Source organism: Bacillus sanguinis, from assembly GCF_018332475.1.
GTDB classification, from domain to species: domain Bacteria; phylum Bacillota; class Bacilli; order Bacillales; family Bacillaceae_G; genus Bacillus_A; species Bacillus_A sanguinis.
This window is the reverse complement of the sequence record NZ_BOQB01000010.1, coordinates 19,685-43,678: the sequence shown is the minus strand read 5'-3', so window position 1 is coordinate 43,678 and position 23,994 is coordinate 19,685. Positions and strand designations below refer to the sequence as shown.

Genomic DNA, 23,994 nt, shown 5'->3' with positions numbered 1-23,994 from the left:
GATTTGTTATGTATTTAACAATGCTCTGTTTAGGAGAGTTAGCTGTTGCGATGCCTGACGCAGGATCTTATCAAACGTATGCTACAAAGCACATTTCTCCTGCAGCGGGTTATGTAGTCGGATGGATGTCGTGGCTAAACTGGTCTGCTACGATAGGGATTGAACTGATTGCAGTTAGTATTTTAATGAAACGATGGTTTCCTGATGTCCCGTCATGGATTTGGTGTGTAGTGTTTGCGGTGCTTCTCTTTGCTATCAATGCGTTATCCTCAAGAAGTTTTGCAGAAGTTGAATTTTGGTTTGCGAGTATTAAGGTAATTACAATCATTGCATTTATTATTTTGGGCGGGGCAGCAATGTTTGGTTTTCTAGATATGAAAGGAAACGAACCAGCACCAATGTTCTCTAGCTTTACTGATTATGGTGGATTGTTTCCAAATGGATTATCAGCTATTTTAATTACGATGATTGCAGTTAATTTTTCCTTCCAAGGAACGGAACTAGTTGGTATTGCAGCTGGAGAGAGTGAAAATCCAGAAAAAACAATCCCGAAGGCAATTAATAATACAGTTTGGCGTATACTTGTGTTCTTTGTATTATCTATTTTCATTCTTGCAGGATTATTCCCATGGCAACAAGCAGGAGTGATAGAAAGTCCATTCGTAGTTGTATTTGATAAAATTGGTATTCCTTATGCAGCCGATATTATCAATTTCGTTATTATTACAGCGGTTCTATCCGTTGCGAATTCAGGATTATATGCAACTTCTCGTATGTTATGGTCTATGTCTAATCAAGGGATGATTAGTCCAATTTTCGGTAAGTTATCTAAAAATGGTGTTCCTATTTATGCATTGATTGTAAGTACGGTTGTAGGTTGTCTTTCATTACTATCAGGTATTTATGCGGAAGATACAGTTTATTTATGGCTACTTTCTATTGCCGGATTCGGAGCGATATTAGTTTGGGCATCTATTGCTCTATCTAACTTATTAGCTAGAAGGACATATGTTAAGCAGGGCGGGGATGTGAAGGACTTGAAATTTAAAACACCGCTGTATCCATTCGTACCACTGCTTGCGTTAGTATTAAATTTGACAGTAATTGTTGGTATGGCCTTTATTCCAGAGCAAAGAATGGCATTGTATTGTGGTATTCCATTTATGATTGTTTGTTTACTGTTTTACCGTGCGACAAAAAATAAGGGAAGCAAGATAGAACATGTTGAAAAAGTAAATAAAACAGAAGCAAAAAGTTTATAAATATATTAGAAACTTATGCAAAAAAAGAGACTGTAAAATTGTAAACAGTCTCTTTTTTTGTGAAAATAAAGCTGGAAACATACTATGTATGCAAAGGGGAATTAGCGATGAATCAAGAAGTTTCACAGCTGTTAAAACAAATAGATTTAAGGAAAGAGGAATTACTAGAACTTACAAAAACATTAATTCGTTTTGAAACACCAGCACCGCCGGCGAGAAACACAAATGAGGCGCAACAATTTGTTGCAGATTTTCTAAGAAAACGAAATTTTAGTGTTGATAAATGGGATGTATATCCGAATGACCCGAACGTTGTTGGGGTGAAAAGAGGGATAGAAAGTGACACATATAAAAGTCTTATTATTAACGGACATATGGATGTAGCTGAAGTGTCAGCAGATGAGGCGTGGGAGACTAATCCGTTTGAGCCGTTTATAAAAGATGGTTGGTTAGTTGGGCGTGGTGCGGCAGATATGAAAGGTGGACTGGCTGGAGCGCTATTTGCTATTCAACTTTTACAAGAAGCTGGCATTGAATTACCTGGAGATGTAATCTTTCAATCCGTAATTGGGGAAGAAGTTGGAGAAGCTGGTACACTTCAATGTTGCAAAAGAGGTTATGATGCTGATTTTGCAGTCGTAGTGGATACGAGTGATTTACATATGCAAGGACAGGGCGGCGTAATTACTGGATGGGTCACTGTGAAAAGCCCCCAAACGTTTCATGATGCAACACGCAGGCAAATGATTCATGCTGGAGGACGTTTATTCGGAGCGAGTGCGATTGAAAAAATGATGAAAATTGTGCAAAGTTTACAAGAATTAGAGCGTCATTGGGCAGTTATGAAAACATATGAAGGCTATCCATCTGGAACAACAACAATTAACCCAGCCGTTATTGAAGGCGGACGGCATGCAGCGTTTATTGCGGATGAGTGCCGGTTATGGATAACAGTGCACTTCTATCCGAATGAAACACATGAACAAATAATAAAAGAAATTGAAGAGTATATTGGGAAAGTAGCGGCTGCTGATCCATGGTTAAGTGAAAATCCACCACAATTTAAATGGGGCGGAGAATCAATGATTGTGGATCGTGGCGAAATTTTCCCTTCTTTGGAAGTGGATAGTGAACATGCAGCAGTAAAAACTCTTAGCTCAGTACACGAATCAATTCTATCTAAACATGTAATTTTAGATATGTCTGCAACGGTAACGGATGGTGGTTGGTTTAGTGAATTTCATATCCCAGCTGTTATTTACGGACCTGGTACATTAGAAGAAGCTCATTCAATAAATGAGAAAGTTGAAGTAGAACAGTTAATTGAATTTACAAAAGTAATAACAGCATTTATATATGAATGGTGTCATACGAAAAAATAGATTAGTATGTTGAAATCGTACAGGTATGTATACTTGTACGATTTTTTAGTGAACTATTTCAGAGTTGGATAGAAACAACTGAAATAGTTCTTTGTTTTTCTATGTCTTTCGTTTTAGTTCGATTAATTTCTCTTTCGCTAATTCAACAGCAATTGCATCATCTAAATAGCCAATTGGAAAGAGATAGTCGGGAATAATATCTGTCGATAAAATGAAATACAGTAATGCGCCGCCAAGAACTGCCCGCTCTTCTTTTGGAATCGTTTCATTGCAAAATTGTTGATACATATCCGTTAATTGTTCAATGAAAGGACCAGCACTATCAATTTGTTCTAACTTGCTTGCAAAACTTTCATGAATACGCTTTTCACCCTCTGTTGTTTGAGCATATCGTTCATAGTTTTCAAGTTCTTGTTTTACGCGGGTTGTTGTGTAGTCGAAATCGAATAAGTTAGAGGATTGCAGAGTTTGCTGAATTGTATCAAGAGATGTGTACATATCCGTCTTTTCTTTATTAATGTGAGGAGAATCCGGATACATTTCATCAAATAACAATTGGGGTGGAACTTGCAGACATTCTGCGAATTTTTGTAGGTGTTTTTGTTTTGGCGGTTGTTTACCATTCATAATTCTTGAGATTGTTGCAGGATCAATATTTGTAAGCATTCCGAGTTGGCGCATAGATAAGGCACGTTCTTTTAAAAGTTTTTTTATTAATCTACTAAGCCGCTCATTTGGGTTTTCTTTAGGCATAGAGAAGGCACTCCTTTTTATTGTTGAAAAAATGTTGAGCATTTATTACATGTATATGAAACAGACAGGCACAGTTGCTCAACATTTTCATAAGATGCATGGAAAAGTGAGAAAAAGGGGTGGCTGTTTATGAGTACGGCAGGTCTATTTTCAATTTTTTTAATCGGAATTGCTTCTAATTTAGATAATGCAGGTGTCGGGATTGCATATGGTATTCGTAAAATTCGAATTTCGTGGCTTAACAATTTTATCATCGCATTTTTTGGTTTTTTATTTACTTTATTAGCTGGCTTTTTTGGAAACTGGATAGCGTTATTTATTTCAGAGTTTACTGCAAACCTAATTGGAGCAATCGTTTTAGGGGTAATCGGGGTGTTTATTTTGTGCCAGCCTTTCTTAGGGCAGAGAGATACCGTAAGCTCTAAAGATAGTAATGTACTTATGGGAATTTTACGTGATCCAGAAAAGGCAGATTTTGATGGTTCCAAAACAATTAGTTTTTCAGAAGCAATTGTTTTAGGAGTCGCATTATCTATTAATAATATTGCGGGTGGATTTGATGCTGGGGTAACAAACTTGAATCTGTGGCTTACAGCAACTATTTCTGGAGTGTTTAGTTTTATTTGTATTAGTGGTTTTGCGTATGTAGGAAAACGATTTTTAGCAGCATACTTAGGGAAATGGGCTACTGTGATTGCAGGCTTGCTATTAATTCTTATTGGGATCGATCAGTTGTTGTAAGGAGAGTAGAAAACAAGGTTCGAGTATTTCCTTGGAAATATGGCAAGGGATTGCATATATCGACGTACTTTTCTCCATACTAATACGGATTTCTTTTAAGAAAGGGGGATTTGTATGGGACGCGGAAAAGCATTTGATCATAAGAAAAAAGGGCACGATCATCAACCACCTAAAGGTGCGTTCATTCATAAAGATGTAAATGAACATACTTTGGAAGAGGAAGAACTACCAGTAAATATTGAGGCGTATAAAAATAGTTTAAAAAAACATTAAAAGCACCTACATAGGTGCTTTTTTACCGTATATCTTCAATTAATTGTTCTGACTCTTCATGCATACTGTACTCACTTAATACTTGGATACAAAGCCACTTTAATTCTTCAATCGTATGTTCAAGTTCTTCAGGAAGCACATGATGAATGTCTTCAAGTCCCATTCCGAAATGAATAAGTTCAAGTACTTGATCATCGATGTTCCGATCCATTAACAGTTCAAGTACTTCTAAATTGAATATGTATCGGTGAGCTTCATCGAGTGAAACAACTTTTAACTTCAAGCTTTCTACAATGCTCAATATAAAAAGGAGAATTGTTTTTTCAAGAACAGGCTGTTTTCCCATTTGAAATATTAGTTTCATCTTTCACACCTCCACATATAGCGCTAGGTTGTACTATATTATTCAGGAGGGGGGAGCAAATATGCATGATAGAGAGAAACTTTCATCACGGTTTTTGTAAGGGCGTGGATAGCTGATAAAGTTAAGAGTTTTATGAAATGAAAAAATCCTGCTAGTATAGCAGGATAGCTCTGAATTAAAAAATGCTCCAACCCTCTTGAGCAGAAAGAAGTTCAAGAATTTTAAAACCAGCGATACTATTTCCGTTTGCATCTAAAGCTGGTCCGAAAATACCAATTCCCATTTCTCCTTTTACGCAGCCGAAAATGCCACCAGCTACACCGCTTTTTGCTGGGATACCAACACGAATCGCAAATTCACCAGATTCGTTATACATACCACATGTAACCATAAATGTTTTACAAATCTTTGTAATATGCTTAGGGATAATTTGTTTTTTCTTATATGGATCATATCCATCCATCGCAAAAATTAAACCGATACGTGCTAAATCAATACAGTTTACCTCAACTGCACATTGACGAGTGTATAAGTCCATAAGCTCTTCGATATCACAATCGATAATTCCGTTTTGTTTCATATAGTAACAAAGTGAACGGTTTAAGTAAGCTGTCTCTAATTCTGAATTGGCAACTTTAGAAGAATAATTAATAGTAGGATTATCTGTTATTTCACGTACGAAATGAAGAATGCGCTCCATTTTTTCTTCATTATCTTTTCCTGCTAACATACTTGTAATAGCTAGTGCCCCCGCATTAATCATTGGGTTAAGTGGTTTAGAAGGACTTGTCGTTTCTAACTTAATAATAGAATTAAATGGATCACCAGTCGGTTCCATTCCAACTTTAGAAAATACATATTCTTCACCACGATCTAAAAGTGCAAGTGCAAGTGTAATTACTTTTGAAATACTTTGAAGAGTAAATAGTGTTTGTGAGTTGCCAGCATGGATGTATTCTGTTTCTTTATGGAAAATGGCAATCCCTAAATCATCTGGATTAGCATTTCCTAGTTCGGGGATATAAGTAGCAAGCTTTCCTTTTTTCGTATATGGTTTTACTTGTTCTAACAACTGTTGTAAGTTGTTTGTTTCAATGCACTGCATAGTACCAACGCTCCTATTTCGAATTAACTAAGTTTACTTTTCCCGATATGCTCGGAAATAAATAATAACATGAAAAAGTGGAATGATAAAACGAAAGTTACATGTTCTATAGTAGGTATTTCGTTTCGAGTATTCTATATTAAAAAAGGAGAATTTTCCTTTTATATAACAGTTTGGAAATAGGAGATTTATCCATAAAAAATTCGAAAATAAAAACTACACATCTATACAACTATATGTTATTATGGTTATGTAAATAGAAAGCGTTTTCTAAGGCGTACTTATAATGATAACGATTTCATAAATTTGATAGGGGGAATTAAAATGTTGCAGTTTCTACAACGTATTGGTAAAGCGTTAATGCTTCCAATCGCCGTACTACCAGCAGCAGGATTATTGCTTCGTTTAGGACAAGAAGATGTATTTAACATTCCTGTTATGGCACAGGCCGGTGCAGCAATTTTTGATAATTTAGCACTTATTTTTGCAATTGGTGTTGCAATCGGTTTGTCTATTGATGGTAGTGGAGCAGCTGGACTTGCCGGGGCAATTGGATATCTTGTTTTACAAAATACAACAAATGCTCTAAGTAAGACATATTCAGCAGCAGAGTTAAATGATAAATTAAAAAGTGTTCAAGATTTAGTCGGTTCAGTAGATCCAACTAAATTAGCAGATACAATGACAAAAGTTTCAAAAGCAGCGGCGTTAACGCCGAAAATTAATATGGCCATACTCGGTGGTATTATTGCAGGGGTTGTTGCAGGTTTACTATACAACAAATTCCATAAGATTAAACTACCAGAATGGTTAGGATTCTTTGCAGGAAAACGTTTTGTACCAATTATTACTTCAATCGTAATGCTTCTTTTAGGATTAGTATTCGGTCAAATTTGGCCAACAATTCAAAGTGGTATTGATGCAGTAGCACATGGCATCGTGAACTTAGGTTCAATCGGTGCTGGTTTATTCGGATTATTAAACCGTTTATTAATTCCAATCGGTTTACACCACGTAATGAACACATACTTCTGGTTCGTACTTGGTGACTTTACAAATGCAGCTGGGGATATCGTTCATGGTGATATTGCACGCTTCTTTGCAAAAGATCCATCAGCAGGTATGTTCATGACAGGTTTCTTCCCAGTTATGATGTTCGGTTTACCAGCAGCATGTTTCGCAATGATTGCGGCTGCTAAACCAGAAAAACGTAAAATGGTTACAGGTATGTTAGGTGGTCTAGCATTAACTTCATTCTTAACTGGTATTACAGAACCAATTGAATTCTCATTCATGTTCTTATCACCAGTATTATATGGTATTCATGCTGTATTAACAGGTCTGTCTCTATTCATTACAACAACACTTGGCATTCACGATGGTTTCTCATTTAGTGCCGGGGCAATCGATTACTTCTTAAACTTCGGTATTGCAACAAAACCATTGTTACTAGCAGGAATCGGTTTAATTTACGCAGCAATTTACTTTGTAGTATTCTACTTCTTAATTAAGAAGTTCGACCTAAAAACTCCTGGTCGTGAAGACGAAGAGGAACTAGCTGAAGGTGAAGAAGCTCCAGTTGCAGGTTCAATTGGTGAAACTTACGTATTAGCTTTAGGCGGAAAAGAAAACTTAACAGTTATTGATAACTGTGCGACACGTCTACGCTTACAAGTGAAAGATGCTGGTCAAGTAAACGAAGCAGCATTAAAACGTGCTGGTGCAAAAGGTGTTATGAAACTAAGTAACACGAGTGTTCAAGTTATCGTAGGTACAAATGTTGAATCTGTTGCCGATGATATGAAAAAACACGTATAAATAATTAGATAAGGGGATATCCAAAAAGATTGATGAAATCAGTTCTTTAGAGGATATCCTCTTTTTTTATGTTAAAAATTTAACAGGAATCTTACTTTTATAAATTTTCTTTTTCTTTTTTATGCATATAGGTTGGTAATATGTGCAGTGCGTGATAAAGTAGGGATGACATAGGATGGAGTATCCATAATCTACTAAAATAAATCTTTAGTAGAGGAAGTAAATTATTGTTGAATAAGGGGAAAAAAGCAATCATGGATCACGAAAAAAATAATGCGAATGGGAAATCACGTCGGCCGATTGTATACATAAAAAGAACAATCATTCTCGTCTTACTATTTTCACTTGTATATTTCATGTATACAAAAATTGTTGCGCATAATAAGAAACAAGAAACTTTAAAAGCAGCGGCAGAAATGAAGAAACAAGAAGAGCTAAAAAAGAAAGAAGAAAAAAAGAAACAAGAAGCACCAAAACAAAAAGAGCAGGAAGAACAAGTGAAGCAAGCACAAGCTGCAGAACAGCCTGCTGAGGGACCACCTCAAGAAATTAATGAAAACGCTCAATTAGATCAATATTTACAAAACGCAGGATTTAGTGGGACAGCTGTTATTGTGAAGAACGGAAAAGTTCTTTTGAATAAAGGATACGGTATGGCGAACAAAGAGAAGCAAGTACCGAATAATTCAGAGACAACTTTTTATATTGGTTCTATTTCAAAGGCGTTTGTAGCGACTGCCATTATGCAATTAAAAGATCAAAATAAGTTAAATGTAGAGGATACGATTGCAAAGTATATTCCAGATTTCCCTCAAGGTAACGGTATTCAGTTAAAACATTTATTAACACATACATCAGGAATTCCAGAATATGAGCAGGGAACAGAGGATATTTCTCATGAAGAACTGATAAAACGAATAGGAAACCAAAAGCGTGTTGCAGGTCCAGGAGAAAAATGGAAGTATTCAGATTCGAACTACTCTATACTTGCTTACATTGCCGAGAAAGTAAGTGGCCAACCGCTAGAAGAATATATTAAGCAGCATATTTTTGCACCTGCTGGTATGAAACATTCTGGTTTTGGTAGAGAGTTAGAACAAACAAGATTCCCATCCACGGGTTATAAAATAGTAAATAACAATATGACAACACCTAATATTCCAAGTATGTCACAACTATATGGTTGTGGTGATATATATACAAGTGCACATGATTTATATTTATTTAATGAAGCACTCTTCTCTGGAAAGTTAATTTCAAAAGAGAGCTATGATCAAATGTTTACAGCCGTGAAAAAGGATTACGGATTTGGTTGGTATGTAGACCCGGGCAGTTATTCGAATCACGGTGTAATGCCAGGATGGAATTGCTTAAATGGATTTAGTAAAAACGGAAGTGTGTATGTCGTTTTATTATCTAACATTCAAAATAATATTAAATCGTTTGGTAAAGTGAACAACGATATTTATACGATGTTGCGAAATATTGAAGTGTAAGAAGATGGTATTCCGTTAGAAGCTGTTAAGTATTTCTCCGCAAGCGGTGGTTCTCTTGTTACAGCTTCTATAAGTGAACAGGCAGAATTACCACCAGCGGTTTATTATAGCGTAGCTGCCATTGTTACAATTAAAAATTAAAATATTTATAAAGATAGATGGGATACCATCTATCTTTTTTATGTGATTAGAAAAGATTGTTTCTTTGAAAAATGTATGCCTTACCTATCACAAAAAAAGTCTGCTTTGTATACATTAAGATGTATGGATGTATTTTGTATACATTAAAAATAATAGGAGGAGAAGCATATGTGTCTGTTTAGGAAATATTGGCATAAATTATCCCGATTGTTTAATAGACAATTAGGCTATTTTTTAGATGACAAATTATTACCTGCTGTGGAACGACTTTTATTTTCGCAAAACTTTGCAAGGTTTATTCAAAGAAATTCAAAGAAAGCTACGGAAGAATTTATTGAATCAAGTCAATTTCAATCTATTATTTGTAAAATATTAAAAGAATGTAATACATCACCGTTTAAAGAAATTGCAGAGCAGTATTTGGGTAAAAACGTTGAAATTACTGTGACGGTTGGACAGTTAACAGGTGTGATTGTAGCAGTTGGTGATGATTTCTTAACACTACAAGAAGGAATAGGAACGGAAGTTTTATTACCATTTACAAGTATTATATCAATAAAAGAAGCGTAAGAAAGGAGATTTATATATGTTATTTACTGATGAATTGCGTAACCATGTTGGTGAGTTAGTGCAAGTTGTGACAGCTGTCGAAATTGTTGCAGGTATTCTGTTATCTGTGACAGACGGGGCAGTAAGCGTTCGTACTTCTCCTTCTTATGGACCACCGGAAGATGTAGTTGTACGTATTCCTATTATTTCTTATGTTCGCTTGGAAGGGTAAGAGTGATACAAGTATGAGAGTATCAGTTGTTATTCCAGTGCATAATGAAGCGAGTACTTTATCACAAGTTTTAGTAGAAGTGGAGAAGCTGAAGCCATATGAAATTATCGTAGTAGATAATGGATCGACAGATGGGACAAAAGAAATAGCGTTCCAACATCATTGCCATGTCATTTATTATCAATATTCTCTTGGTAATGATGTTGGACGGGCGATTGGAGCAAGAGAAGCGAAGGGTGACATTGTTTTATTTTTAGATGGTGACATCGTTATTGATAATAAAGAGTTGCAACGTTTCATAAAAGGAATCCGGCAAGGCCACCAAATTGTTGTGAATAATTTAACATGGTCCGTTTATTTAAAAGTGAGACCGCATTATACGACAGTTGGAAAATTTATGTTGAATCGCTATTTGAATAAAAAAGAGCTTGTTGTTGGATCTTTAATCGCAATTCCACACGCAATGAGTAGGGAAGTTATTCAGAAATTTGGCTGGTGGAATTTAGCAGATCCAGCACTGTTTCAAGCGATGGCGATGTCTAGAGGAGTAGATATTGTCGATATGGCTTCGGTCGATGTTATTCATACAAATAAAGTGCGTCCTGTTCATACTGGTACATCACCCGGTTCTCCTTATCCGAAAGCGACTAGTCGTATTATGGGAGATCATTTACGTGCTTTGCAATATGTAATCGAAATATATGGTAAGCGTGGTGGTTTTTCGGAGGGAAATAGGGATAGAGAGTTTATAGGAAAGTATAAACCAGTTGTATTACAAAAGAAAAAAGCAAAATATAGTGCCATTATCCCCGTATCAGAAGAGAAAATGACTATAAGATCTGTTATACAAGAAGTGAAAAAAGCAGGTGTAGATGAAATTATAGTGGTTGCGAATGGAGCTGATATCGAGACAATTAAACAAGCGAAGCTCGAGAATGTTATCGTTATTGAATTCGAGGAAGCGCTCGGACATAATGTGGCCCGAGCGATAGGAGCTATGCATGCCACGGCCGACATTTGTTTATTTGTCGATGGTGATTTTGTTATTCCAGGAAAAAAACTAATTCCATTTTTACACGCTATTGAAGATGGATATGATGTGGCATTAAATGATTTACAGTGTTTATTAGATACGTTTCATCCGGCAGACCCAATTAGTATGGGAAAATATTTTGTGAATTTGGTAGCAAAACGACCAGATTTATGGAATAACTCATTAACAGCAGTACCACATGCTATGCATAAAAAGGTAATAGAGAAAATAAGGTATGATTCTCTTATCATTCCACCGTTAGCTCAAATGAAAGCCATTTTGGAGGGATTCTCTATTACAGCGGTAGAATTTGTAGATGTTATAAAAACAAATCGAGTACGCCCAGAGCAACATGGATTTGTAAATGGGCGTATTCCAGCATTTGACCGTATTTTTGGTGATCAACTTGAGGCAATTGCATATTTATTGCAATCCACAGACGAGCGCGGGAGTTTTACAGATGGAGAGCGGGATAGAAATATAATTCAACAATTGAGAAAGGAAGAAGAGAATACAGATGAGTGCTAGTAGTACAGTTGCTATTATCGGATTAGGGTATGTTGGCCTTCCTTTGGCAGTTCATTTTGCAGAGAGAGGGCATACAGTAATTGGATTAGATAAAGATACTAGAAAAATAGAATCAATTATAAAAGGAGAAAGTTATATTCCAGATGTTTCTTCTAAATTGTTACAAACTTTATTGACTAAAAAAAAATTAATAGCAAATACACCGGATCAAGGTATTGCTGATTTTCAAAATAGTGATTATGTTATTGTCACTGTTCCAACTCCAATTAATGAAAAAAGAGAACCAGACTTAAGTGCCCTCATTTCAGCTTCGCATTATATACAACAAAATCTTCAAAAAGGACAAACCTTCATTTTCGAAAGCTCCACATATCCAGGTACGCTCGAGGAAGTTATTATTCCGATTATTTCTCAAGCAGGACAAAAGGTAGGAGAAGATTTCTATATCGGATATTCCCCTGAGAGAATTGATCCAGCAAATAGTCACTACTCCGTTCAAACGATTCCAAAAGTTATTAGTGGACAAACAGAAAAGTGTAAACAAAAAGTACAGGAGTTGTATAGCACGATCTTTGATGTAGTTGTTCCAGTTAGTTCTCCGAAAGTAGCGGAAATGTGTAAGTTATTTGAGAATATTCAACGCCTAGTCAATATTTCGTTAGTAAATGAGTTAAACACATTATGTGAAAGTTTAGGAATTGATTTTTATGAGGCGCTTGAAGCTGCATCTACAAAACCGTTTGGATTTACCCCATATTGGCCAGGACCAGGAATAGGAGGACATTGTATTCCGGTAGATCCTTTATATTTCCAATGGAGAATAAAAAAGAATGGGACAATCAGTCAATTAATTGAAGCAGCACATGTGATTAATGAAGAAATGCCAGAGAAAATAGTCCGGAAAGTAAAAGGCATGGCGCAGTCACCTACATCAGTTTTAATTGTAGGAATTGCGTATAAGAAAGATGTAAATGATTTGAGAGAATCACCAGCGTTGCCAATTATTGAATTGTTAATAAAAGAAGGATATGAGATAGAATATCACGATCCATATATTTCTTCTGCGAAATTTGGAGATAAAGTGTATCAATCTGTTTCTTTGGATGAACAAGCTATGAAACAAGCGGGTTGTATTTTAATTTTAACTGATCACTCTAATATCGATTGGAAGCTTTTTAAAGGAATGAAGCGAGTAATAGATACACGTGGAATTATAAAGAAGGTGAGTGTATGAGTGCTAAATGTTTAATTACAGGTGGAGCAGGATTCATTGGATCACATCTAGCTGAAGAATTGGTGAAAAGAGGAAATGAAGTCACGATTGTGGATAACTTTTATAAAGGAAAAAATAAATATCATGATGAGCTAATGAAAGAAATTCGGGTTATTCCAATAAGCGTTTTAGATAAAAATTCTATTTATGAATTGGTAAATCAACATGATGTAGTGTTTCATTTAGCAGCAATTTTAGGTGTGAAAACGACAATGGAAAAGAGTATAGAGCTTATTGAAACGAATTTTGATGGAACGAGAAACATTTTACAAGCAGCGCTAAAAGGAAAGAAGAAAGTAGTCTTTGCGTCTACCTCAGAAGTATATGGTAAGGCAAAGCCACCCTTCTCTGAAGAGGGGGATCGATTATACGGGGCAACTTCTAAAATACGCTGGAGTTATGCAGTGTGTAAAACGTTAGAAGAAACATTATGTTTAGGATACGCTTTAGAAGGTTTACCCGTAACGATTGTTCGTTATTTTAATATTTATGGTCCAAGAGCGAAAGATGGTCCGTATGCAGGGGTAATCCCACGATTTATCAGTGCGGCCCTGCAAGGAGAAGACATTCTCGTATATGGAGATGGAAAGCAGACACGTTGCTTTACGTATGTAAGTGATGCGGTAGAGGCAACGATTCGAGCAATGGATGAGAAGGTAAATGGTGAGATTATTAATATAGGTTCTGAGAACGAACAGAGTATAAAAGAAGTAGCAGAAGTAATTAAAAAGTTAACGAAATCTTCTTCAAAGATTATCCAAGTTCCTTTCGAAGAGGTATACCCACATGGCTTTGAAGAAATTCCAAATAGAAGACCAGATGTAACGAAATTAAAAGAACTTGTGCATTTTCAAGCCGCAGTAACGTGGGAACAAGGATTGAAGGAAACTATTAAATGGTTTCGTGAAGAACACAATGGCTAAGTCGCTATCAATTATTATACCTGTATGTAATGAAGCGGATACGATTTCAGACGTTATTCAATCGGTAAAAGGATTAAATCCAATAGAGATTATTGTAGTAGCAAACGGTTGTCATGATGGTACAGAAGAGGTTGCTAATCGTTTAGGGTGTAAAGTAATCAAGTATACAGAGCTACTGGGGAATGATGTGGGCCGTGCAGTTGGCGCAAAACACGCGATAGGTGACGTATTACTATTTATAGATGGAGATTTTGCTATTCAAACTTCAAAATTACAATTATTCCTGAATCCCATTTTACATGATCAAGCCGACATCGTTTTAAATAATTTGGATGCGTTATTTTTAAAGAAACAAAAACCACATTCTGTGGCAGTATGGCGCCAAATATTAAATGCAATGTTAGAGCGTGAAGAGTTAAAAGTTGATTCTTTATTATTTGTACCTCATGCGTTGACGAAAGAAGTTGTTCAAAGTATTGGATATGAAGGTTTTGTTAATCCTATTGTCGCTCATTTACGCCTAGTACAAAGCAAATGGAGAATTAGTCGTCATTGCGCAATTGACGTTATTACGCCGAATAAATTTAGGCCGACCGAGCATGCTGCATATGGCACGGGTCTTTCTCAATCTGAAAAACGGATGATAGGTGATCATATAGAAGCTGTAGCGGAGCGAATAGTAGGTAGCGATGAGCGCGGAGGGTATTATGATGGCGATAGGAAAAGAGATAGCGTTTATCATACTTTAGATTTCGAAGATCTTTATCAAGGATGGGGCGTCACATCTAATTTGTATAAAGGAAAGCAATTATCGGTCATTATTCCTGTACAAGATGAAGAAAAAACAATTGGAAATGTTATAGATGAACTTCGAAAAATTGAACCTTTTGAAATTATCGTTGTTGTAAATGGTTCGTCTGATCAAACAGCAACGATTGCAAAAGAAAAGGGAGCAACAACAATTGTATATAAAGAAGTGCTTGGAAACGATGTAGGGCGTTCACTTGGAACTTACTTTGCAAAAGGGGATATTGTGCTGTTTATAGACGGCGACTTTGTTATCCCGGCTAGGGAGTTATATCCTTTCGCAAAAGCTATTGCAGATGGAATGGATGTCGCATTAAATGACCTAAATCATTATTTAGATTTAAGAGTACCACTTCATCTTGTAACTGCACTTAAATATGCATTAAATTTAGCTTGTGATAGAAAAGATCTAGGAGTAGGATCTCTTATTGCTGTACCGAATGCGTTTAGTCGTAAGTGCTTGAAAGAAATCGGTTATAGATCTTTACTCTCACCTTGTGTAGCACAAGTGAAAGCGATTTTGTCGGGATTCGAGATTGCATGTGTAAGTCGTGTAGAGGTCGATAAGATGAACCGTATTCGCCTTAGTGAACATTTTGCAAAAATAGGCCATCCTCCAGCTGTTTTACGAATTGTAGGTGATCATATAGAAGGATTAGAGCAATTAATTGCATTAGAAGGCAGTCGTGGTGGATTCTATGGTGGGAATAGAAAAAGAGATGTTTTAGAGTAGTAACAAAAAAAGTGTACAACATATGTACACTTTTTGTTCTGTTATAAAAACTATAACAGATTAGGAGATAAGAGTATTACAGCTCTACAATGGGTATTGTTCTTATATTACAAAATAGGACTCGTATATAAGGATACCAAAAAAATACAATTAAGGGAAGGGTTAATTATAAAGACTTTTAAGTGAAGTTAACACTATACATATAGTAGTTTGCTCAACATTTCACAAACATGTCACAACTATTTCGTTCACTTTCGCCAAAAAGTAGTATTCTAAGTGTGTAAGCTGTTATATAAAAAATCTTAGTCCTGTACTAATCAAAAATGGAGGAGATTAGGATGACTCAAGTATTAGAAAATGTTAAAAACGCATGGGAAAACTTTAAAGGTGAAAAATGGAAAGCAGAGATTGATGTTCGCGATTTCATTTTAAATAATGTAAACGTTTTCGAAGGAGATGAATCTTTCTTAGCGGGAGCAACTGAAGCAACGAAACAACTTTGGGATCAAGTAATGGATTTAACAACAAAAGAACGTGAAAACGGTGGCGTTCTTGATATGGATACAAAAATTGTTTCTTCTATTACATCACATGAACCAGGATATTTAAATAAAGATATTGAAAAAGTAGTCGGTTTCCAAACTGAAAAACCATTTAAACGTTCTTTACAACCATATGGTGGTATTCGTATGGCGGAACAAGCTTGTGAATCTTATGGATACGAAATGGATAAAGAACTTAGTCGTATTTTCAGAGACTGGAGAAAAACTCATAACCAAGGTGTATTCGATGCTTATACACCAGAAATGAGAAATGCACGTAAATCAGGTGTAATTACTGGTCTTCCAGATGCATACGGACGTGGACGTATTATCGGTGACTATCGACGCGTAGCGTTATATGGTATTGATCATTTAATTGAAGCGAAAAAAGCAGATTTAAATTTAACTGGCGGTGTAATGAGCGAAGATACAATGCGTTTACGCGAAGAGTTATCTGAGCAAATGCGTGCACTTCAAGAGTTAAAACAAATGGCTGCTTCTCATGGCTTTGATATTTCTAAGCCAGCAACAAATACACAAGAAGCATTCCAATGGTTATACTTCGCATATCTTGCAGCAATTAAAGAGCAAAACGGAGCTGCAATGAGTCTTGGACGTACTTCTACATTCTTAGATATTTATATTGAAAGAGATTTAGCAAATGGTACTTTAACAGAAGAAGAAGTACAAGAAATTGTGGATCACTTCATTATGAAATTGCGTCTTGTGAAATTTGCAAGAACACCTGATTATAATGAATTATTCTCTGGTGACCCAACTTGGGTAACTGAGTCTATTGGTGGTATGGCATTAGATGGCCGTCCATTAGTAACAAAGAACTCATTCCGTTTCTTGCATACATTAGATAATTTAGGACCAGCTCCAGAACCAAACTTAACAGTTCTTTGGTCTAAACAATTACCACAGAACTTTAAAAACTACTGTGCAAAAATGTCTATTAAAACATCAGCAATTCAATATGAAAATGATGACATTATGCGTGCTGACTACGGCGATGACTACGGAATTGCTTGTTGTGTATCTGCAATGAGAATTGGTAAACAAATGCAGTTCTTCGGCGCACGTGCAAACTTAGCAAAAGCATTACTATATGCGATTAACGGCGGTAAAGATGAAAAATCTAAAGCACAAGTTGGTCCTGAGTATGCACCAATTACTTCTGAAGTATTAGATTATGAAGAAGTTATGCATAAGTTTGATATGACAATGGAATGGTTAGCGGGTCTATATTTAAACACATTAAATGTTATTCACTACATGCACGATAAATATAGCTACGAACGTATTGAAATGGCACTTCATGATACAAATGTTCTTCGTACAATGGCAACAGGTATCGCGGGTCTATCTGTAGTAGCAGACTCTTTAAGTGCAATTAAACACGCAAAAGTAAAACCAATTCGCGATGAAAACGGGATTGCAGTTGACTTTGAAATCGAAGGAGATTTCCCTAAATACGGTAACAATGATGACCGTGTAGATGAAATCGCTGTAAATCTTGTGAAAACATTTATGAATAAACTTCGTAAACATAAAACATATAGAAATTCTGTTCATACAATGTCAATCTTAACAATCACATCTAACGTTGTATACGGTAAGAAAACTGGTAACACTCCAGATGGTCGCCGTACTGGAGAGCCATTCGCACCTGGTGCGAACCCAATGCATGGACGTGATACAAAAGGTGCATTAGCTTCATTATTATCTGTAGCTAAATTACCATATGAAGATGCACAAGATGGTATTTCTAATACATTCTCTATTATTCCAAAAGCACTTGGTAAAGAAGATGATGTACAAGTACGTAACTTAGTATCAATGCTTGATGGTTATGCAGTAAAAGAAGGACATCACTTAAATATTAACGTATTTAACCGTGAAACATTAATGGATGCAATGGAACATCCTGAGAAATATCCACAATTAACAATTCGCGTATCTGGTTACGCTGTAAACTTTATTAAATTAACTCGTGAACAACAAATTGATGTAATTAACCGTACAATGCATGAAAGCATGTAAGTGAAAAAAGTGTCCCTCTGCATTTTATAAATAGCAGAGGGAGGCTGTTTCAATAAAGGAGGAAGTAACATGGTAAAAGGAAGAATTCATTCTGTAGAGTCTTGTGGTACTGTTGATGGCCCAGGAATTCGTTATGTCATATTTACACAAGGGTGTTTATTACGTTGTCAATATTGTCATAATGCTGATACGTGGGAGATCGGTAAAGGAAAAGAAATAACAGTCGAAGAAGTAATGCAGGATGTGACATGCTACCTTCCTTTTATTGAAGCTTCCGGAGGCGGTATAACAGTTAGTGGTGGGGAACCATTATTACAGCTAGATTTCTTAATTGAATTATTTAAGAAATGTAAGGAAGCTGGAATTCATACAACAATTGATTCTTCCGGTGGTTGTTATTCGGAAGAACCAGAATTCCAAAACAAGCTAGACATTTTAATGGATTACACAGATTTAGTTTTATTGGATTTAAAACATATTGATTCAAAGAAACATCGTAAATTAACAGGAAAACCAAATGAACATATTTTACAATTTGCTCGTTATTTATCGGATAAAAATAAACCAATTTGGGTACGACACGTATTAGTTCCTGGTATTACGGATAATGAAGAGGATCTACAAAAATTATCTAGCTTTATTCAAAGTCTGTCTAATGTTCAGAAAGTCGAAGTGCTACCATACCATAAGCTTGGTGTATATAAATGGGAGGCACTTGGACATAAGTATCCACTTGCAAATGTAGAACCACCTACTGAAAAAAATGTAGAACAAGCAAGACATATTTTACATGCAGTCTAATCCAAATATTGGGTTAGGCTTTTTGCTTTCTTTACAATAAAACCTAGAGTATATATATTGAAAAGAGTATACTGAAAATAGAATATCCATATTTTTGTAAGGGATAAGTGGAGAAATTTACATAATTGTAAAGGGAAATCAAAATAGTAAAAAGAATTAAGAAGTAAAAGAGTGAGTATCATGGAATAGAGAACATTTGTAAGTTATTGCGAAAGCTCTTATAGGAAAGTATAATGTAAAGATATGAGCACAGATAGGATTAAGGGGTCAATCTTATATGCTTTGCATATCCACGACAGGTACATAGCTGAAAGAGAAGTATTAGAATCTGTTTATGTAATTTTTAAGGAAAATGTTTTTCCTATTGTCGTATATGCAATATGGAGAAACAATAAGCTAGGAGTGGATTTGTTTGATAAAAAACCCCAAGGTTTTAATATTAACTGCACATTACGGTAATGGGCATGTGCAAGTAGCGAAAACATTAGAACAAACATTTCGCCAAAAAGGAATTGAAGATGTAATTGTATGCGATTTGTTCGGAGAGTCACATCCAGTTATAACCGATATTACAAAATATTTATATTTAAAAAGTTATACAATAGGAAAAGAATTATACCGCTTGTTTTATTACGGCGTAGAAAAAATTTATGATAAAAAAATAGCATCTTGGTATGCAAACTTTGGAAGAAAACGTTTGAAATTACTTTTACAAGCAGAGAAACCGGATATTGTTATTAATACATTTCCGATCATAGCTGTACCAGAGTTAAAAAAGCAAACAGGTATTTCAATTCCTGTGTATAACGTATTAACGGATTTTTGTGTGCACAAAATATGGATTCATCGGGAAGTAGATCGTTATTTTGTAGCAACTGATCACGTGAAAAAAGTTATGGTTGATATCGGTGTGCCTGCGGAGCAAATTGTTGAAACTGGAATTCCGATTCGTAGTAGTTTTGAGCTAAAGATCAATCCAGACATTATATATAATAAATATCAGTTATGTAAGAATAAAAAGATTTTACTAATTGTAGCAGGTGCTCATGGGGTATTAGGAAGTGTAAAAGAACTATGCCAATCATTTATGTCGGTATCTGATCTACAAGTAGTTGTCGTTTGTGGGAAAAATGAAGCGTTAAAACAGGATTTATTAGGGTTACAGGAAAAAAATCCTGATGCATTAAAAGTATTTGGTTATGTTGAAAATATTGATGAATTATTCCGTGTTACTTCTTGTATGATTACGAAGCCAGGCGGTATTACGTTAAGTGAAGCGGCAGCATTGCAAGTACCTGTCATTTTATATAAGCCTGTTCCAGGACAAGAAAATGAAAATGCGATGTACTTTGAAAGAAAAGGAGCTGCAGTTGTCATTCGTGATGATAGTGAGGTTTTTGCAAAGACAGAGGCGTTATTACAAGATGATATGAAGCTTCTTCAAATGAAAGAAGCGATGAGAAGCATTTATCGTCCGGAGCCAGCTGGTCATATTGTGGATACAATTTTGGCAGAAAATCATGTAGAACCAAATCATATACCTATTAAATCACCTGCTCTTGCACAACTATTTACGTAGTATGAAACCCTCTTTTATATGTTTAAAGAGGGTTCTTTATTGTTTTTATAAAATAAAGTAGTAACTTATCCACATGAAGATTGCGCTTTCATTAAACAGTGAAGTCGAAATATTAACAACTATATCCACATTGTCCACAATTTTTAGAAAAATATCCACAATTCTAACATTTACTATGCGTTACAACATATAAACGTGTGAAGGATTTGTTGAATTTATTCACAATTCTATAAATTGTGTGGATAACGTTATCCACACAAAAAAGGTTCCTTATTTATAAGGAACCTTTTTGTCTATTCTATCACGTAGAAAAAATATGTAATGAGAATGAATAATTAGGGGGGAAAACTTCTAATTATTCATTCTCACTTTAAATACTTTTCGAGCGATAACCCGCTGCGCGATCTGCTTTGCGAAATTCTCGTTGGTAGAGAACTTCTTGTGTACCAGATAATGTGTTTTTTACTTTGTCACGTTTCTTTTTATCCATTACAAATCACCTCGTGTCCTAAAGTCACTATCTATCGTTTCCAAAGACATGGGGTGATATACGCATATGGCAAAATGTTAATGATTAATTGTTTTTTCTAAAAATTTAGATTATGCTTCTTTTAATTGGTGAGTATCTTGGAATGTTGTATCTCGCATTGTAGCAAGTGTATATTGATCTTTTGGAATTTCATATAAGTTATATACTTCTTCATTTGCGTTAATTTCATCATAAACGGCTTTTCGTGTTTCGTTTGCTAGATTAACATATTGTAGTTTTTCGGCAGCTTTAATAGAACGAATATTTATTTTACGAATACGCATAAAGATTGTTTCGATATCTAATTCATAGAAAAGTTCGCTAAAAAATGAATCTTTCGCCAATTTATTATAGCCTTTTCCATGATAAGGTTTCCCAAGCCATGTTCCGAGAAATCCGGCTTTTTCTTGCACATCAAATAAAGTAATTGTTCCGATAGGGTTACCCCATTCATCTAAAATTGTACGTGAAATTAATTCCCCACGCTCTTCAGCTTCAATCGTTTGTTTCGTTAAAAATAAATATTCCTCATAAGAATAAGCCTTTTGACGCACAAAAGGGAAGACAGCTGGATCCACCATTAACTCGTATAGAACGTGGCTGTCGTGTAAGTCGCGTTTTTTCAACATACTAACTCCTCCTCACACGAGGGTAGCATGACGAAAAAACACCCCACCCTCGAAATTTTTATATCAATCTTTAAAAAATTTCGGGGTGGGAATCGAACCCACTAGAACCAGTTTCTAACGCTGGTGGCGCACCATTTGCCTTCCCCATTCATCAATTTGAAAATGATAATCACGACACAAATTGATTATGGTTTCATTCAGTTTATAATCGTATAATACTTTATCTAGTCAAAAAAATAAACTAGTTTTTTTTATTTTTTTTGTAAATTATTTTTCCATCAATCATGGTTAGTACAGGCTTGGCTAAATAATGGAAAGGATGATGAGTCCATAACACGAGATCAGCGTCTTTTCCAACTTCAATACTTCCAATTCTATCCTCTAAACGTAAATTTCGTGCTGGAAATATAGTGATTCCTTCTAGGGCAGTTTTTTCGTCTAATCCTTCTCTTACTGCGACAGCAGCACAAACATTTAAATATTGGATGGGTGTATAAGGGTGATCTGTTGTTATAGAAACTTCCACTCCATTTTTCGATAATATATGGTAAGTATCCCATGTTTTGTTTTTTAGTTCGATTTTAGAACGGCGTGTAAGAGTGGGGCCAACTGAAACCTTCAAATTGTGTTTCGAAAGCTCATCAACAATAAAGTGTCCTTCTGTACAATGTTCAATGCGTAAATCAAGATTGAATTCTGTTGCAAAGCGTAGAGCAGAACTAATATCATCTGCTCGGTGAGCGTGGATACGTACGGGTATTTCTCGGCGTAATGCTTTTAAGATAGGAAGCATTCGAAAATCAGCTTCATGCCCGTAGTGCTGTGCTTCATAGAATGATTCTCGAAGTAACCCCATAATTCCCATACGTGTTATGGATTCTTTTGTTCCATTACTATGGACCTTTTTAGGGTTTTCTCCAAAGGCAATCTTTAAGCCGGCAGGTTCTTGAATAATCATATGATCAATACAAGTTCCAGCTGTTTTTATTACACAAGTCGTACCACCGATAATGTTTTGACTTCCTGGCATAACGTGAACAGTTGTGATTCCATTTTGTACAGCATCTTGAAATGCAATATCAAAAGGATGGATTCCGTCCAAAGAACGGATATGTGGTGTTGAAACTTCAGATGTTTCATTTGCATCATTGCCAGCCCAACCAGTCCCTTCATCATAGAGACCAAGATGAGTATGGACATCGATAAATCCAGGTAAAAGATGAAGAGCACGAGCGTCTATAACAGTCATATCTTGGGTAGGTTGAATGGAAGGCTTGACCTCGGCAATTCTTTCTCCTATAACGAGTACATCCCCTTGAAATTTTTGGGATGTAATAGGATAGACAATGGCTTGTTTGAGCAATATTTTCATAGGTACCTCATTTCTGTTACTTTACAATGTTAATGGAATTTAAGGGAAAGTAACTGAAAGATTATTTGTGTAATAATGCTCCGGATTCTAGAAAATGAAAGTTTTGAAAGGGGCCCCTGTAAAACTGTGTTTTAGAAGTACTACATTGTATGCGAAAGTATATTTTGTAATGCATGGTCTATTGCCGGAAATGTGTATTGATACCCATGTTCAATTGCTTTACTAGGTAATACATGTTGTCCTTCTAGTACAAGCATACTCATCTCACCCAATAAAGTGTGAAGCATGAATGAAGGGACAGGTAACCAATGAGGTTTTTTCATTATAGTTGCAATGGTTTCTCCAAACTCCTTCATTCTTATAGGTAGGGGAGCTGTAATGTTAAGCGGTCCATCAATTTCTTCTTTGTGTATGATGAAATCAATCAGGCGAACGACATCGTCTATATGAATCCATGATAACCATTGGTTTCCAGATCCAATTGTACCTCCGATATAGAATTGATAAGGGAGTAGCATTTTTGGAAGAGCTCCTCCGTCTGCGCCTAATACAACTCCAAGTCTTGCGTAGATTGTTCGTATTCCGAGAGAACGTGCTTTAGATGCTTCTTGTTCCCATGAATATACTGTATTTGCTAAAAAGTCATTTCCAGGAATCTCATGCTGTTCTGTAAAAGACTCAGTTTCAGACGTTCCATAGTATCCAATGGCACTTGCATTAATAAATGTGTGCGGTTTTATGTTGAGTGTTTGTAATTGTTTAATGAGTCCTTTTGTTGTTTGAATTCTACTGTTAAAAATGGAGTCCTTTTGTTTCTTTGTCCATCTCCTATTAATAGACTCTCCAGCTAGATTAATAACTACATCAATAGAGGAGAGTGGGAAGGTTTGTAAATCTGGAGTCCATTGTACATATTGAAGATTAGGGTGGGAAGTTTCAATAGTTTTGTTTCGAGTAAGAATGTAAACATTATATCCTTTTTGAATAAAAAAAGTAGAAAGGTATTTACCGATAAAGCCAGTACCACCAGAAATTACGATTCTCACAATTATTTCCTCCTCATTATATATATTCTTGAAAAGC

The 23,994-nt window shown here is 35.6% G+C and carries 23 protein-coding genes; 16 read left to right on the top strand and 7 right to left on the bottom strand.

All coding sequences use genetic code 11. From position 1 onward, the window contains the following. The coding region (locus KI369_RS01260) for an amino acid permease (RefSeq protein WP_212954820.1) at positions 1-1,262 on the top strand (1,262 nt) is incomplete at its 5' end. Between the two features lie 107 nt (positions 1,263-1,369). Next, positions 1,370-2,644 (top strand): acetylornithine deacetylase, encoded by a 1,275-nt coding sequence (locus KI369_RS01255; RefSeq protein ID WP_212954819.1) that lies wholly within the window; start codon positions 1,370-1,372, stop codon positions 2,642-2,644. A 99-nt stretch (positions 2,645-2,743) separates the two neighbouring features. Here the strand turns inward: KI369_RS01255 and KI369_RS01250 are convergent, their stop codons facing one another. Next, positions 2,744-3,397 (bottom strand): helix-turn-helix domain-containing protein, encoded by a 654-nt coding sequence (locus KI369_RS01250; RefSeq protein WP_001123717.1) that lies wholly within the window; start codon positions 3,395-3,397, stop codon positions 2,744-2,746. A 129-nt stretch (positions 3,398-3,526) separates the two neighbouring features. Here KI369_RS01250 and ytaF point away from each other — a divergent pair, with 129 nt between their 5' ends. Continuing rightward, a complete protein-coding gene (ytaF, locus tag KI369_RS01245; protein WP_212954818.1) occupies positions 3,527-4,138 on the top strand; it encodes a sporulation membrane protein YtaF in 612 nt (203 codons plus the stop codon). Between the two features lie 114 nt (positions 4,139-4,252). After that, the gene (locus tag KI369_RS01240; RefSeq protein ID WP_000532409.1) at positions 4,253-4,411 is read left to right on the top strand and encodes a hypothetical protein; all 159 of its coding nucleotides are present in this window, start codon (positions 4,253-4,255) and stop codon (positions 4,409-4,411) included. 22 nt (positions 4,412-4,433) lie between these two features. Here the strand turns inward: KI369_RS01240 and KI369_RS01235 are convergent, their stop codons facing one another. After that, on the bottom strand, positions 4,434-4,775 hold the full coding sequence (locus tag KI369_RS01235; protein WP_000766603.1) for a DUF3969 family protein: 342 nt from the start codon (positions 4,773-4,775) through the stop codon (positions 4,434-4,436). A 175-nt stretch (positions 4,776-4,950) separates the two neighbouring features. Then, entirely contained in the window at positions 4,951-5,880 is a 930-nt protein-coding gene (gene glsA / locus KI369_RS01230; protein ID WP_001149853.1) for a glutaminase A, read from the bottom strand. Between the two features lie 69 nt (positions 5,881-5,949). Between glsA and KI369_RS29725 the strand changes: the two genes are divergently transcribed. The 12 genes from KI369_RS29725 to KI369_RS01175 all read left to right on the top strand — a co-directional run bounded on the left by KI369_RS29725 (position 5,950) and on the right by KI369_RS01175 (position 20,381). Continuing rightward, positions 5,950-6,063: a transcriptional regulator gene (locus KI369_RS29725; protein ID WP_306467514.1), complete on the top strand. Its 114-nt coding sequence runs from the start codon at positions 5,950-5,952 to the stop codon at positions 6,061-6,063. 141 nt (positions 6,064-6,204) lie between these two features. Continuing rightward, positions 6,205-7,698 (top strand): N-acetylglucosamine-specific PTS transporter subunit IIBC, encoded by a 1,494-nt coding sequence (nagE, locus tag KI369_RS01225; protein WP_212954817.1) that lies wholly within the window; start codon positions 6,205-6,207, stop codon positions 7,696-7,698. Positions 7,699-7,952: 254 nt separating this feature from the next. Further along, the gene (locus tag KI369_RS01220) at positions 7,953-9,194 is read left to right on the top strand and encodes a serine hydrolase domain-containing protein (protein ID WP_212954816.1); all 1,242 of its coding nucleotides are present in this window, start codon (positions 7,953-7,955) and stop codon (positions 9,192-9,194) included. Between the two features lie 309 nt (positions 9,195-9,503). Further along, positions 9,504-9,905: an LSm family protein gene (locus KI369_RS01215; RefSeq protein WP_212954815.1), complete on the top strand. Its 402-nt coding sequence runs from the start codon at positions 9,504-9,506 to the stop codon at positions 9,903-9,905. A gap of 16 nt (positions 9,906-9,921) precedes the next feature. After that, complete coding sequence (locus KI369_RS01210; protein ID WP_002166988.1) at positions 9,922-10,116, top strand: LSm family protein; 195 nt, start codon at positions 9,922-9,924, stop codon at positions 10,114-10,116. After that, positions 10,097-11,677, top strand: coding sequence for a glycosyltransferase family 2 protein (locus tag KI369_RS01205; protein WP_212954821.1), 1,581 nt, complete (start codon positions 10,097-10,099; stop codon positions 11,675-11,677). The genes KI369_RS01210 and KI369_RS01205 overlap by 20 nt, the downstream gene beginning before the upstream one ends. After that, entirely contained in the window at positions 11,667-12,911 is a 1,245-nt protein-coding gene (locus KI369_RS01200) for a nucleotide sugar dehydrogenase (protein ID WP_212954814.1), read from the top strand. Before KI369_RS01205 ends, KI369_RS01200 begins: the two co-directional genes overlap by 11 nt. After that, positions 12,908-13,873: a UDP-N-acetyl-alpha-D-glucosaminuronate decarboxylase gene (locus KI369_RS01195; protein WP_212954813.1), complete on the top strand. Its 966-nt coding sequence runs from the start codon at positions 12,908-12,910 to the stop codon at positions 13,871-13,873. Before KI369_RS01200 ends, KI369_RS01195 begins: the two co-directional genes overlap by 4 nt. Next, on the top strand, positions 13,866-15,413 hold the full coding sequence (locus tag KI369_RS01190) for a glycosyltransferase family 2 protein (protein WP_212954812.1): 1,548 nt from the start codon (positions 13,866-13,868) through the stop codon (positions 15,411-15,413). The genes KI369_RS01195 and KI369_RS01190 overlap by 8 nt, the downstream gene beginning before the upstream one ends. A gap of 338 nt (positions 15,414-15,751) precedes the next feature. After that, positions 15,752-18,001: a formate C-acetyltransferase gene (gene pflB / locus KI369_RS01185; RefSeq protein ID WP_000195477.1), complete on the top strand. Its 2,250-nt coding sequence runs from the start codon at positions 15,752-15,754 to the stop codon at positions 17,999-18,001. 69 nt (positions 18,002-18,070) lie between these two features. Next, the gene (pflA, locus tag KI369_RS01180; protein WP_144615622.1) at positions 18,071-18,802 is read left to right on the top strand and encodes a pyruvate formate-lyase-activating protein; all 732 of its coding nucleotides are present in this window, start codon (positions 18,071-18,073) and stop codon (positions 18,800-18,802) included. Positions 18,803-19,214: 412 nt separating this feature from the next. Then, complete coding sequence (locus KI369_RS01175) at positions 19,215-20,381, top strand: diglucosyl diacylglycerol synthase (protein ID WP_212954811.1); 1,167 nt, start codon at positions 19,215-19,217, stop codon at positions 20,379-20,381. Positions 20,382-20,751: 370 nt separating this feature from the next. Here the strand turns inward: KI369_RS01175 and KI369_RS01170 are convergent, their stop codons facing one another. From KI369_RS01170 to KI369_RS01155, 4 genes are all read right to left on the bottom strand, one after another. Further along, entirely contained in the window at positions 20,752-20,871 is a 120-nt protein-coding gene (locus KI369_RS01170; RefSeq protein WP_144615626.1) for a YfhE family protein, read from the bottom strand. A gap of 110 nt (positions 20,872-20,981) precedes the next feature. Further along, entirely contained in the window at positions 20,982-21,539 is a 558-nt protein-coding gene (locus tag KI369_RS01165) for a GNAT family N-acetyltransferase (protein ID WP_098664416.1), read from the bottom strand. A gap of 241 nt (positions 21,540-21,780) precedes the next feature. Further along, complete coding sequence (locus KI369_RS01160; RefSeq protein ID WP_212954810.1) at positions 21,781-22,911, bottom strand: amidohydrolase; 1,131 nt, start codon at positions 22,909-22,911, stop codon at positions 21,781-21,783. 140 nt (positions 22,912-23,051) lie between these two features. Further along, positions 23,052-23,957, bottom strand: coding sequence for a TIGR01777 family oxidoreductase (locus KI369_RS01155; RefSeq protein WP_212954809.1), 906 nt, complete (start codon positions 23,955-23,957; stop codon positions 23,052-23,054). Positions 23,958-23,994 lie beyond the last annotated feature (37 nt).